The organism is Polynucleobacter sp. HIN9, from assembly GCF_030297635.1.
GTDB lineage: Bacteria > Pseudomonadota > Gammaproteobacteria > Burkholderiales > Burkholderiaceae > Polynucleobacter.
This window is the reverse complement of record NZ_AP028140.1, coordinates 1,659,272-1,671,465: the sequence shown is the minus strand read 5'-3', so window position 1 is coordinate 1,671,465 and position 12,194 is coordinate 1,659,272. Positions and strand designations below refer to the sequence as shown.

Here is a 12,194-nt window from a genome sequence, read left to right as displayed (position 1 = left end):
CTTATAAGAGACGGCCTTGGGATTTATTATGTTCGCTATCGAGATTCATTTGATTGCGTTGACGCTCAATAAAATCTTTGAGAGTATCAATGCCTCTTAGTTGCAAAATGGTGTTACGAACAGCAGCCTCAACGAGAACTGCTAAGTTTCGTCCAGCAGCCACCTGAATTTTCACGGTGCGAATTGGGATATCAAGAACCTCGACAAACTGGGATTCAATCGGCAAGCGTTCGAACTCACCATCATTGCGACGAACCAGCTGCACAATTAAGCGGAGTTTCAACTTCCGTCGAACCGCGGTTTCACCAAAGATCGTCCGAATATCCAGTAAACCTAAACCACGAACTTCGAGAAGATCGCGCAAAATCTCAGGACAGCGACCTTCAATGTAGTCTGGCCCGAGTCGTGTAAAGTCAACCGCATCATCGGCTACTAAACCATGACCACGAGAAATTAGTTCGAGACCGAGCTCGCTCTTGCCTAAGCCGGATTCACCAGTAATTAAGACGCCAAGACCCAAGATGTCCATAAAAACGCCGTGCATCGTAATGCAAGGCGCCCCAATCTTGGTTAAGTAAAACCGCAGGTGATCAATGACCTCTGCAGCAGAAGTATTGGTCGCAAAGAGGGGAGTGGAGGAACGTTGGCAATAGAGTTGTAATTCCTCATCTGCTTTGCAGCCGTCGGCCACAATAATGCAGGGCGGCTTACTCGCGATCAGAGAGGAGATTTGGGTTTGACGTTCAGCACTTGGTAGTTTGGCGTGATAGTCAATCTCTTGATTCCCGAATATCTGAATTCGGCTTGGATGAATCATATTTAAATGCCCAACCAAATCAGAGGAGGCGGCCGCAGACTTGACGGCATCAGCGTTGAATTTTCGGTCAGCGCCCTCGAGGCCGCTGATCCAAGACAGCTTTAAATCCCCAATATTTTCATCGAAGATCTGTTGGGCTGTGACGTCTTCCAGTAAAAGTTGCTGGCTCATTGCAAAGCCTCCCAGTGGCAAATCAAGTCCCTAACTTTCTCAGGATCAGTCTCATTTTGCAACTGGTCAAGGGTTTGGGGGTTGGTGAGTAGCTGAGCAATGACCGCTAGGATTTCAAGATGTTCCTGGGTTGCCTTTTCTGGAACCAATAGAAAAAGGAGGAGTGAAACGGGTTTGCCGTCTGGGGCCCCAAACTCAATTGGGGTTTGGAGCTTAAAAAGAGCCGCACATGGCTCTTGTAAGCCTTTAATTCGTCCATGAGGTATGGCTACACCGAATCCAAGACCAGTTGAACCCAGAGCTTCCCGGGCATTTAGGAAACTTAAGACAGTCTCGGACGGAATTTGAAGTTTGGTCGCAAAATACTGACCAGCATTTTCGAATGCCTGCGCCTTGTTAGACGCTTGTGCATTCAAATTAATGCTGTCAGTAGTAAATAGGCGACTAAGAACATTCATGACCCCTGATTATAGGGGTCAATACACTTAATTTTGCAGCTGATGTTTATCGTGATGGTGATCTTGGATTCGCTCTTTATGCTTGATAACTTGTCGGTCGAGTTTATCGATGACGGCATCCATTGCGTGATACAAATCTTCGTGATGCGCCTGAGCAAATAACTCCTTTCCCTTGAGATGAAGAGTCAATTCAGCCGTTTGTCTTAATCCTTTTTCTTTTGCTTTATCAATCATGAGAAATGCAGAGGCATCAATCACATGATCAAAATGCTTACGAATTCGTTCTAGACGATTTTCTAAGTGATCACGAATGCCTGGAGTAACTTCGAGATGACGGCTGTTGATGCGTAAATTCATTATAAACCTCCATGATTAATGCCTACGCAAATGCATGGCTGGGATGCGCAGTGAGTCCCGATACTTCGCTACTGTGCGCCGAGCAACCGCATACCCTTGGTTTTCTAAAATCATTGCAATCGAGTGATCAGAGATTGGTTTACCAGGAGACTCATTGGCCACGATACGACGAATAATTTCATGAACCGCGGTTGTGGAGACTCGATCACCTTGCTCTGAGGCAATGGAATGACTAAAGAAATGTTTTAGTTCAAATAAACCCAAGGGGCAACTTAAGTACTTTTGCTTCGTTACACGAGATACAGTAGATTCATGCAACTCTAGGTTATCAGCGATTTCTCGTAAAACCAATGGGCGGAGTGCAATATCCCCAGACTCAAAGAAGGATTGTTGCCGTGCAACGACCTCAGAAGCCACGCGCAGTATGGTTTCTTCCCGTTGTTGAATATTTTTTAATAACCATTTTGCTTCTGTCATTTTTTGGCGCATTGCACCAATATCGGCATGGTCACGGTGTTCAGAGATGATGTTGATATATTCTTGATTTAATGAGACTTTTGGAACGGCTTCCTCATTACGTTTAGCAAGCCATAGGTTGCGCTTTTTGTAAACGACAATATCTGGGGTCACCAACTGATCAATGCCATCGTCATAATTGGCTGCCGGATGATGGTTAAGCGTTTTAATTTTCCGAATTGCCGCCTCAATACTGCTTTCAGATTTACCCAAAAGAACCTTTAACTTTGCATACTCTCGATTTGCCACCTTACTTAAGTGGGATTTACAAATTTGTAGGGCAAGCGAAAGAGTGGCCCTTTCTTCAGGGGTAATAGTTGCCTGCTTTAGCTTTTCTTGAAGTTGGATGCATAGACATTCGCTCAGATCGCGTGCGCCAACACCAATAGGCTCTAATTGCTGTAAGTGGCCTAATGCTATTTGTAATTCAGCGAGGGTGTACTGCTCCTGAAAACGTTCAGCGATTTCAAGGGTGATGATTTCAAGGCTTTCAGTTAGAAAGCCGCGCTCATCGAGACATGCTGCCAAGTAGTGAACTGCCGCTTTAAGTCTCGGGTTGATATTCATTACCCGAATTTGTTCAGCGAGGGCAGTTTGAAGCGAGATTTGATTCGGTATTTGTTCAAGTCCATCACCCTCACTACGCGTGGAGTGATGAGCCGCGCCAGGTTCAAATTCGATGATTGGATTATCGAGAGCGGCTTTTTCAAGCTCTTGCTCAAGTTCGAGATTCGAGAGCATTAAGAGCCTCACAGCTTGTTGAAGTTGTGGGCTGAGGCTGGCTTGTTGGCCTAGTCGGGGACTAATCGAAAAGCGCATGAATCCATTCTAGGAAGGCTTCACGGTCGCCAATCGCAAAAATTCACCAAATTGGTGCACTACATGCGGAAGTTTTCTCCCAAATAAACCCTTCGAACCGCATCATTTTGAATAATTTCATCAGGCTTACCAGCGGCGAGAACGCTTCCCTCGCTAATAATGTAAGCGTGGTCGCAAATGCCGAGAGTCTCGCGCACATTGTGATCGGTGATCAGAACCCCAATTTGGCGGTCCCTTAGAAAACGCACAATCCGTTGGATTTCGCCTACAGCAATCGGATCAACACCTGCAAACGGCTCATCGAGCAGGATAAATTTAGGTGAAGAGGCAAGTGCCCTCGCAATTTCAACTCGCCGCCGCTCCCCCCCTGACAGGGAAAGGGCTGGATTATTGCGCAAGTGACTAATTTGTAATTCGCCTAGTAGCTCATCTAAACGAGCCTGAATTTGCTTTTTGCTTAATGGTTTGCCATTCGTTTCTTGAAGCTCTAATACGGCTTGTATATTTTCCGCCACATTCAATTTACGAAAAACAGAAGCCTCTTGGGGTAAATAAGATAGTCCCATTCGAGCACGCTGGTGAATCGGAAGATGGCTAATTTTCTTTTGATTTAAGCGAATATCCCCGCCATCGAGCGGGACCAAGCCAACAATCATGTAAAACGAGGTTGTTTTGCCAGCACCATTAGGTCCCAATAAGCCAACGACCTCACCGCTTGCGACCTCAATACTGACATCACGTACAACTGTGCGAGAGCCATACCGCTTTTGCAGCGATGTCGCTTGAAGAACGGAGGGAGAAGCCGAGGTCATCTTATTGAACAAGCACTTTTTTTCTGGGAGCCAAGATTGCCCTTGATTGCGGGGGACGACTTAGGTCCAACTTTTGTGGTTTGATCTGATAACTCTCTTTAACATCTTCATATTCAATTTGCCAACCTTGGAGTTGATCGAGCATTTGCATATTGAGTAGGCGCTTGACGGTGGCATTACCAACCAACAAAAGCCTTTCCTTCTGATCATCATAAAGAATATCTTTGGCGATCCCTTGCATAAACTCATCTTGCAGGGTTTCGCGACGTTGGCGCATTGAGGCTGGTAAATTAGACTTTCCGTTTAGGTCAATCATTTGATAGCCCTCTGGGGTGACTAGGACAAAGCCGCGCTCACCCGTGCCGACCATGCTGCCGCGTATTAAAAGAACATCACCGGTTAGAGTGTATTTTTGCTTTAGATCATCAAGATCAACTTGATCGGCATTAATGATCAACGGCTTGTCTCGATCAGCCTGATTGGCATTGGCAGACAGGGAGAGCGCACTAAGAGCCAGGATAAAAATCAGGGTTCTCAATTACGACCCTTTTGCTCAGCAGGCTCGATTCGACCACGTACTTGCCCTTTAAGGCTTGCGCTGTGATCGACGTTATTAAACGTTCCACCACCACTTGAATTCATGATCGACATTCCCTGTTGAAGCTCTAATGGTTTATCGGTACGCACAATATCATCATTAATTAAAACTTGGAAGTAACTTGAGCGGGCCAGTAATTGGGGGGCAGCCTTGCGATCCCCCAAAGCCTCTTGAGCCGGACGAAAAATTTCACCATTTTCATACAGATCCAAGATCGTTAAATCACCATCAATATGACCACGCTCGGCCCGTACTGTAACGGGTGCGCCCTGATCTTGAAAGATACGAATCCGCGGACGCTCTAGATCGATCGATGCATCGTCTTCATAGTGAATTAGTTTTCTTCCCAAAACACGGTATTTTGTTTGTCCTTGCTCATCGAGATTGGATAGAGTTGCATTTTTGAGAATGTAATCCGGTACGTGTTGTGGCACGCGTGCTAGTGCAAGCGACTCAGGCGGTGTACTGCGCTTGACTAGCCAGAAGGTGGCCAAAGTTAGCGAGCCCATTAACAAAAAGGGAAGGACACGTAATAAACCGCGTACGATCCATAAATAAATAATGTGCCGAGAAAGTCTCATGAAGAGTTTGCCTAGCCTCTGGCTTTGGCTAGTAGCGAATCGTAATGCCCCTGGGCTTTGAGGATTAAATCACAGGCTTCACGAACCGCACCAAAGCCACCTTTGGCCTGCGTGACATAGTGGGCGGTTTGACGGACCGCTTCGTGGGCCTGAGCAGGAGCAATTCGCAAGCCCGCAGATTGCATGATCGATAAGTCAGGCCAATCATCTCCCATCACTGCTAGGTCGATGGCAGGATTAAAGGTAACCCGTTGCTGTAATTCTAGGAGTGCTAATTTTTTATCACTGACACCAGTAAATGCATGCGTAATACCGAGTTCATCACAGCGCCCAAGCACCATTTTTGAGTGACGACCGGTAATGACGGCACACTCAACCCCAACGCTTTGAAGAAGTTTGATGCCAAAGCCATCCTGAATATCAAAGCCCTTGATTGATTCTTTTCCGTCTGGCCCAAAAAAAACCTGACCATTGGTGAGAACGCCATCGACATCAAGTACCAATATACGAACTTGCGCTGCTCGCTCGAGTGCTTGAGGATAGTTAGTTAATGGGTTTGTAGTGTGTGATTGAAGAGTCGGTGCCATCAATTAAATTACCTTAGCTGCAAATAAGTCATGCAAGTTGAGGGCGCCTAGTAAGCGTTTTTCAGGATCAGCCACAATTAAGTGATTAATCCGATGTTGCTCCATCATTGCGATGGCTTCTTCAGCAATTAAATCAGGCGGTATGGTTCTTGGGTTAGGGGTCATGGCGTCTGCCAGACTAATTGAGTCGATGCTTGCCTGTTTTTCGAGCAAACGTCGTAGATCCCCATCGGTCAGAATACCTAATACTTGGTTGGTGTCATTCACAATCACGACCAAACCCATCTTTTGACCACTCATTTCTGCAAGTGCTTCTACAAACGATGCCTTTACATTGATTTTGGGAGTGCTTGAGAGATCACGCATGACCTCTGAGACATGGGCAATTAATTTTCGACCTAGTCTTCCGCCGGGGTGAGAGCGTAAAAAGTCTTCCGCTTTAAAGCCTCGAGCATCCAATAGAGAAACAGCGAGTGCATCACCCATAGCCAGGGCTGCCGTCGTGCTAGTTGTTGGTGCCATATTGAGCGGGCAAGCTTCTTTGTCAACACTAATATCAAGATGTGCATCTGCCAATTTAGCAAGTGAAGAATTAGGATCCCCTGTTAAGGCAATTAATTTTGCGCCAGTTCGTTTAATGATGGGGACAATCGTGAGTAATTCGTCGGTTTCACCGGAGTTTGAAATCGCTACGAATACATCATCACGAGTGACCATGCCTAAATCGCCATGACTTGCCTCGGCGGGATGCACAAAAAATGCGGGAGAACCGGTTGATGCAAAGGTGGCGGCTACTTTTCGGGCGATGTGACCTGACTTGCCGATTCCTGAAACAACAATTCGGCCGCGGCATTGTTCGAGAAGCTGAACCGAAAGCAGCAAGGCTGACTGCCCATCTTGGGCTAAGCGATCCCGCATTTTGCGAATCGCATCCGCTTCTAAATCAAGGGTGGTGCAGGCTAATTCCAGAGCGCGTTGGTTCTTTGCATTCATGGGGATAAGTATATGCTGACTACCCCTTTGCAGGATCTAAAGCCCAAGTTTTTCGAGATCTTTTTTCTTGATGGGGCTTGAATTAGCCTGCTTTTTAAGGAGGGGCTTTAAGTATTTTCCGGTAAAGCTAGCAGGGTGATTTGCGACCTCTTCGGGAGTACCAGTGGCAATAATTTGACCACCGCCAGCGCCCCCATTCGGCCCAAGATCAATTAACCAGTCAGCGGTTTTGATCACATCCAGATTGTGCTCAATGATCACCACGGTGTTCCCTTGCTTTTTCAGGGTATGAATCACCTCAAGCAATAGTTTGATGTCATGAAAATGCAATCCCGTGGTTGGTTCATCAAGGATGTAAAGGGTCCGTCCCGTATCCCGCTTGGAGAGTTCTAGCGAGAGCTTGACACGCTGCGCCTCGCCCCCCGAAAGGGTGGTGGCACTTTGGCCCAGGCAGACATATCCCAAACCAACATCGAGCAAGGTCTTAAGTTTGCGTTTAACTACCGGAACGGCTTCAAAGAATTCATGGGCTTGCTCCACCGTCATAGACAGAACTTCATGAATATTCTTGCCTTTATAGCGAATATCCAAGGTCTCACGGTTATAGCGCTTGCCATGACACACATCGCAAGGTACATAGACATCGGGCAAGAAATGCATTTCGACCTTGAGAACGCCGTCACCCTCACAGGTTTCGCAGCGGCCACCTTTGACATTAAAGGAGAATCGACCTGCTTCATATCCCCGTTCACGAGCAGCTGGGACCCCAGCAAAGAGTTCTCGGATCGGAGTAAATAGGCCCGTATAGGTTGCGGGATTCGAGCGTGGTGTGCGGCCAATCGGCGATTGATCCACATTAATCACTTTGTCAAAGTGTTCAATACCGTCGATATGATCATGTTCAGCTGGTTCAGCGCTCGAGCCATAAAGGTGTTGGGCAACCGCATGATGCAAGGTGTCGTTAATTAAAGTTGACTTACCAGAGCCAGATACGCCAGTGACACAAGTTAATAAGCCAACGGGGATGTGTGCATCCACTTTTTGCAAATTGTTACCACTCGCACCGATGATGCTTAAAAAGCGCCCATCATGTTCGGTGCGTTTTTGGGGAACTGCAATTTTTTCTTGGCCAGATAAGTAGGCACCTGTTAATGAATTAGGATGATGTTCGACTTCGCTTGGCGTTCCAGTGGCAACAATTTTTCCACCATGTACGCCCGCCCCAGGTCCAATATCGATGACATAGTCTGAGGCCCGTATCATGTCCTCGTCGTGCTCTACAACCAATACGCTGTTACCAAGATCGCGCAGGTGTTTGAGGGTTGCAATTAAGCGATCGTTATCGCGTTGATGTAATCCAATTGAAGGTTCATCGAGTACATACATCACGCCTGTGAGTCCAGAGCCAATTTGTGAGGCAAGCCGGATTCGTTGTGCTTCGCCACCCGAAAGGGTATCGGCGCTTCGTTCTAAAGATAAGTAATCTAGACCCACGTCATTTAAAAAGCGCAAACGCGAGGCGATCTCTTTAATGATTTTGTCAGCAATTTCGCGTTTAGCACCCTTTAATTGGATGGTATTGAAATAGTCTTGAGCTTCACGCAAAGGTAGAGCACTGATTTCATAAATGGCGCGCGCTTGCTGACCATCGCCCACTTTGACAAAGCGCGCCTCCTTGCGTAAACGGGTACCGCCGCAATCTGGACAAGCACGAATATTTTGATAGCGTGCTAATTCTTCTCGAACAGCCGACGAATCAGTTTCTCGATAGCGCCGCTCAAAATTAGCAAGGATTCCCTCAAAGGCATGTTCGCGCACAACCGAGCGACCCTTTTCATTCAGGTACTCAAATGGAATGGTTGTATCCCCGGATCCGTAGAGGATCAGGTCCTGGGCTTTTTTGGGTAATTTCTCAAAAGGCTTTTCAAGATCAAAGCCGCCAAACTTCGCTAAGGTTTGCAAGAGCTTGAAGTAAAACTGGTTGCGGCGATCCCAACCCTTGATGGCTCCTGCTGCGAGCGACAAGTCAGGGTGTGCCACAACCCGCTTGGGGTCAAAAAAGGAGATGTGACCAAGTCCATCGCAGCTAGGGCAGGCGCCCATCGGGTTATTAAAGGAAAACAGACGGGGTTCAAGTTCTTGTAATGAGTAGGAGCAAATAGGGCAAGCAAATTTGCTAGAAAAGATGGTTTCTTCCCCAGTGTCCATATTGACTACCATGGCCTTACCATCGGCGAGTCGTAGGGCAGTTTCAAAGGACTCCGCAAGCCGTTGTTGAATATCCTCTTTGACGCGAATTCGATCAACCACCACTTCAATCGAGTGCTTATCATTTTTCTTGAGTTGCGGCAGACGATCAGCTTCAACGATCTCGGCTCTGGCGGCGTTACTCGTGCCACCGCCAGAGCGAATGCGAAAACGCACAAACCCCTGAGCTTGGAGATTTTCAAATAAGTCAACGAACTCACCTTTGCGTTCACTCACCACAGGAGCCAAGATCATGAGTTTGGCATCAGCTGGCATTGCCATCACCGTATCAACCATTTGCGAGACGCTCTGTGCTTCAAGAGGTAGAGCATGATCTGGGCAGTAGGGGGTGCCCGCCCGTGCGAAGAGTAGACGCAAATAATCGTGAATCTCGGTGACAGTGCCAACGGTAGAGCGCGGATTATGGCTAGTTGCCTTTTGCTCGATGGAGATTGCGGGTGATAAACCCTCAATCACATCCACGTCGGGTTTTTCCATCAACTGCAGAAATTGGCGCGCATAGGCCGAGAGTGATTCAACATAGCGACGCTGTCCTTCGGCATAGAGCGTATCGAAAGCCAAAGAGCTTTTGCCAGAACCGGATAAGCCGGTCAACACCACCAGCTTTTCGCGGGGGATATCTAGATTGATATTTTTTAGGTTGTGGGTTCGGGCCCCACGAATTTTGATTTCGTTATTCATGATTTTTTAGCGTAACTTGTTAATATAGCCTTTTCCCATGAACTCTTCCGAACTACGCTCAACCCTTGCCCTTGCCGGTATCTTTGGCTTGCGGATGCTGGGACTTTTCTTGCTGTTACCCGTTTTCTCCTTGCATGCCAAGGATTTACCGGGGGGAGAGAATGCCTTATGGGTCGGTTTGGCCCTTGGGATTTTTAATATTGTTCAGGCCTTTTTCCATATTCCCTTAGGAATTCTTTCGGATCGGGTGGGTCGTAAGCCGGTTGTTTTATGGGGATTGAGTTTATTTATTGCTGGCGCATTGATTGCAGCCAGTCGAGATGATTTGTTGTGGATCGCCATTGGGCGAGGGCTCATGGGAGCAGGAGCAATCTCTGCCGCAGTGTCTGCTTGGGTGGCGGATTTAACACGCGAGCAAGTGAGAACTGCGGCAATGGCGATTGTGGGTGGAAGTATCGGTATCTCATTTGCCCTTTCATTAGTGATTGCGACGCCAATTTATCGAGCGATTGGCCTTGATGGCATGTTCTTGTTATTAGCAGTGTTGGGCTTGATTGGCTTTTTGGTTGCCTGGCTCTTGGTGCCAAGTCCTCCCAAGCAAATTCGGGGTGAGCATCAGCCGCTCATGCAAATTTTTCTAAGACCTGAATTATTCCGGCTCAATGTGGGGGTGTTTGTTCTCAATGCCACCCAAGTGGCCATGTTCCTGGTTGTGCCGCGCTTACTCGTGGATGCGGGCATGCCATTGGATGATCATTGGAAAATTTACTTTCCAGTGGTCGTTGTTTCATTCTTTTTGATGTTGCCAGGGATTATTTATGGAGAAAAGAAAAAGAAATTACGGCTTGTATTGCTAACAGCCGTTGTCATCCTTTTGATTGCACAAATCATCTTCTTGCAAGCTCATTCCATTACAACTATTGTCAGTGCTCTGTTGATTTACTTTGTCGGATTTAATTTACTTGAAGCCTTGCAACCCTCGATGGTATCGCGTTGGGCCAAAGATGAAAAAGGAGCGGCCTTGGGCATCTACAACACGACTCAGTCTGTCGGATTATTTACTGGCGCAGCGCTCGGCGGACTCATGATGCAGCTTTTTGGAAACCTTTCGGTATTCATTGGCGGCACCGTTTTGATCATTGCCTGGCTTATAATTGCTTGGCCAATGCGTGATATTCCATCGTCGCAAACCGCAAAGTAGCTTTAGCCACACTTTTTATTTAATTTTCTTCGGGAGACAAAATGGCTTCAGTCAATAAAGTCATCATCGTTGGTAATGTTGGGCGTGACCCAGAAACACGGTATATGCCCAGCGGTGACGCCGTTACTAATATTTCAGTAGCCACTTCAGATCGCTATAAAGATAAGCAAACAGGCGAAATGAAAGAGAACACCGAATGGCATCGCATTGCCTTTTTCGGTAAGTTAGCTGAAATTGCGGGTCAATATCTCAAAAAAGGTTCACAGGTTTATGTCGAGGGTCGCTTGCGGACTCGAAAGTGGACGGATCAAAGTGGACAAGAAAAGTATTCCACTGAGATCATTGCTGACAGCATGCAAATGCTCGGCGCTCGAATGGCTGGCTCTGGAGAGGAATCATCAAGCGGTCGTTCTAAGCCTGCTGAGAGCACATCGAGTCCAAGCGCAAATGCACTTGATGCAATGGATGACGATATTCCGTTCTAGTATTACTGCCTGGCGTGACGAATATTGTTGGGCCAGGCAGCATTGAAATCCGCCCGAAACGGATTAATGTCTAAACCACCCCGCCGGGTGTAGCGCGCATAAACTGAGAGCTTCTCGGGTTGGCAGCGAGCCTTAACATCGCAAAAGATTTTTTCAACGCAGTGTTCGTGGAATTCACCAAGCTGACGAAAGCCAATCAGGTAGCGTAATAGTCCTTCCTCATCGATGGGCCGTCCCTGGTAATAAATTTGTACACTGGCCCAATCGGGTTGACCGGTAACCGGGCAATTGGATTTCAGTAAATGCGAGACCAGAGTTTGTGTAATAGGGGCTGAGTTTTGATCTGCACTTAGAAGTAGCGGGTCAGCAATCTGTGTTTGATTGACTTCAATATCAAGGCGATCGAGAAGTTGACCATCTAGTTCTTGCATTGATGGGTATTTTTTTTGGTCTTGTATCTGGGATGGGTCAAGCAACTTGATTTGCAATGAACTACCAAGGGCTAAGGCTAAATCACGGCTTAAGCACTCGCGTACAGCGCCAATATTGTCAAAGTGATGTTGATTGAGGCTATTGAGGTAGAGTTTGAACGACTTCGACTCAATCATGTATGGCGACTCTGCAGGAATCGCAAATTCAGCCAATGCGATTTGTGGTTTGCCTTTGGGGTTTAGCCAGCTCAATTCAAAAGCATTCCAAAGGTCAACTCCTAAAAACGGTAGAGGTGAGCCCTCCTCAATGCCTAGTTTCTGGCGATTCTCGGCACGAGGGATGGGATAGAGCAGACCTGGATCATACTGATTAGGGTAAGCACTTTGCTGACCGAGAATAAATTTAGACATAGAAAAAT

Annotated in this window: 13 protein-coding genes; 2 read left to right on the top strand and 11 right to left on the bottom strand. The window is 47.0% G+C overall.

The features are described 5' to 3' along the window. Nucleotide 1 precedes the first annotated feature (1 nt). Genes hprK through uvrA form a run of 10 tightly spaced genes read right to left on the bottom strand, consistent with a single transcriptional unit; the run spans nt 2 to nt 9,658 of the window. On the bottom strand, nt 2-988 hold the full coding sequence (gene hprK / locus QUE62_RS08370; RefSeq protein WP_108509129.1) for an HPr(Ser) kinase/phosphatase: 987 nt from the start codon (nt 986-988) through the stop codon (nt 2-4). Next, nucleotides 985-1,446 (bottom strand): PTS sugar transporter subunit IIA, encoded by a 462-nt coding sequence (locus tag QUE62_RS08365; protein ID WP_286226732.1) that lies wholly within the window; start codon nt 1,444-1,446, stop codon nt 985-987. The genes hprK and QUE62_RS08365 overlap by 4 nt, the downstream gene beginning before the upstream one ends. A gap of 27 nt (nt 1,447-1,473) precedes the next feature. Continuing rightward, complete coding sequence (hpf, locus tag QUE62_RS08360) at nt 1,474-1,803, bottom strand: ribosome hibernation-promoting factor, HPF/YfiA family (protein ID WP_286223584.1); 330 nt, start codon at nt 1,801-1,803, stop codon at nt 1,474-1,476. Between the two features lie 15 nt (nt 1,804-1,818). After that, the gene (gene rpoN, locus QUE62_RS08355) at nt 1,819-3,138 is read right to left on the bottom strand and encodes an RNA polymerase factor sigma-54 (RefSeq protein ID WP_286226731.1); all 1,320 of its coding nucleotides are present in this window, start codon (nt 3,136-3,138) and stop codon (nt 1,819-1,821) included. Between the two features lie 59 nt (nt 3,139-3,197). Further along, nucleotides 3,198-3,950: an LPS export ABC transporter ATP-binding protein gene (gene lptB, locus QUE62_RS08350; protein ID WP_286223582.1), complete on the bottom strand. Its 753-nt coding sequence runs from the start codon at nt 3,948-3,950 to the stop codon at nt 3,198-3,200. A gap of 1 nt (nt 3,951) precedes the next feature. Further along, nucleotides 3,952-4,488 (bottom strand): LptA/OstA family protein, encoded by a 537-nt coding sequence (locus QUE62_RS08345; protein ID WP_286226730.1) that lies wholly within the window; start codon nt 4,486-4,488, stop codon nt 3,952-3,954. Beyond that, entirely contained in the window at nt 4,485-5,129 is a 645-nt protein-coding gene (gene lptC / locus QUE62_RS08340; protein ID WP_286223580.1) for an LPS export ABC transporter periplasmic protein LptC, read from the bottom strand. Before lptC ends, QUE62_RS08345 begins: the two co-directional genes overlap by 4 nt. A gap of 11 nt (nt 5,130-5,140) precedes the next feature. Continuing rightward, the gene (locus tag QUE62_RS08335) at nt 5,141-5,716 is read right to left on the bottom strand and encodes a KdsC family phosphatase (protein WP_286223579.1); all 576 of its coding nucleotides are present in this window, start codon (nt 5,714-5,716) and stop codon (nt 5,141-5,143) included. 3 nt (nt 5,717-5,719) lie between these two features. Continuing rightward, nucleotides 5,720-6,709, bottom strand: a complete 990-nt coding sequence (locus QUE62_RS08330; protein ID WP_286226729.1) for a KpsF/GutQ family sugar-phosphate isomerase — start codon at nt 6,707-6,709, stop codon at nt 5,720-5,722. A gap of 36 nt (nt 6,710-6,745) precedes the next feature. Next, nucleotides 6,746-9,658: an excinuclease ABC subunit UvrA gene (gene uvrA, locus QUE62_RS08325; RefSeq protein WP_286261515.1), complete on the bottom strand. Its 2,913-nt coding sequence runs from the start codon at nt 9,656-9,658 to the stop codon at nt 6,746-6,748. A 37-nt stretch (nt 9,659-9,695) separates the two neighbouring features. On the opposite strand from uvrA, the gene QUE62_RS08320 reads away from it, so the two are divergent. Both QUE62_RS08320 and ssb read left to right on the top strand, forming a co-directional pair. Beyond that, entirely contained in the window at nt 9,696-10,859 is a 1,164-nt protein-coding gene (locus QUE62_RS08320; RefSeq protein WP_286225288.1) for an MFS transporter, read from the top strand. Between the two features lie 41 nt (nt 10,860-10,900). Beyond that, nucleotides 10,901-11,344, top strand: a complete 444-nt coding sequence (gene ssb / locus QUE62_RS08315; RefSeq protein ID WP_286225286.1) for a single-stranded DNA-binding protein — start codon at nt 10,901-10,903, stop codon at nt 11,342-11,344. Nucleotides 11,345-11,346: 2 nt separating this feature from the next. On the opposite strand, the gene queF is transcribed toward ssb, so the two are convergent. Beyond that, nucleotides 11,347-12,186, bottom strand: a complete 840-nt coding sequence (gene queF, locus QUE62_RS08310) for an NADPH-dependent 7-cyano-7-deazaguanine reductase QueF (protein ID WP_286261513.1) — start codon at nt 12,184-12,186, stop codon at nt 11,347-11,349. Nucleotides 12,187-12,194 lie beyond the last annotated feature (8 nt).

Bases quoted from the DNA above. Each gene is read 5' to 3' on its own strand.
- QUE62_RS08335 (WP_286223579.1), bottom strand. From the start codon at position 5,716: ATGGCACCGACTCTTCAATCACACACTACAAACCCATTAACTAACTAT.
- lptB (WP_286223582.1), bottom strand. From the start codon at position 3,950: ATGACCTCGGCTTCTCCCTCCGTTCTTCAAGCGACATCGCTGCAAAAG.
- QUE62_RS08330 (WP_286226729.1), bottom strand. From the start codon at position 6,709: ATGAATGCAAAGAACCAACGCGCTCTGGAATTAGCCTGCACCACCCTT.
- lptC (WP_286223580.1), bottom strand. From the start codon at position 5,129: ATGAGACTTTCTCGGCACATTATTTATTTATGGATCGTACGCGGTTTA.
- rpoN (WP_286226731.1), bottom strand. From the start codon at position 3,138: ATGCGCTTTTCGATTAGTCCCCGACTAGGCCAACAAGCCAGCCTCAGC.
- QUE62_RS08365 (WP_286226732.1), bottom strand. From the start codon at position 1,446: ATGAATGTTCTTAGTCGCCTATTTACTACTGACAGCATTAATTTGAAT.
- queF (WP_286261513.1), bottom strand. From the start codon at position 12,186: ATGTCTAAATTTATTCTCGGTCAGCAAAGTGCTTACCCTAATCAGTAT.
- hprK (WP_108509129.1), bottom strand. From the start codon at position 988: ATGAGCCAGCAACTTTTACTGGAAGACGTCACAGCCCAACAGATCTTC.
- hpf (WP_286223584.1), bottom strand. From the start codon at position 1,803: ATGAATTTACGCATCAACAGCCGTCATCTCGAAGTTACTCCAGGCATT.
- ssb (WP_286225286.1), top strand. From the start codon at position 10,901: ATGGCTTCAGTCAATAAAGTCATCATCGTTGGTAATGTTGGGCGTGAC.
- QUE62_RS08320 (WP_286225288.1), top strand. From the start codon at position 9,696: ATGAACTCTTCCGAACTACGCTCAACCCTTGCCCTTGCCGGTATCTTT.
- uvrA (WP_286261515.1), bottom strand. From the start codon at position 9,658: ATGAATAACGAAATCAAAATTCGTGGGGCCCGAACCCACAACCTAAAA.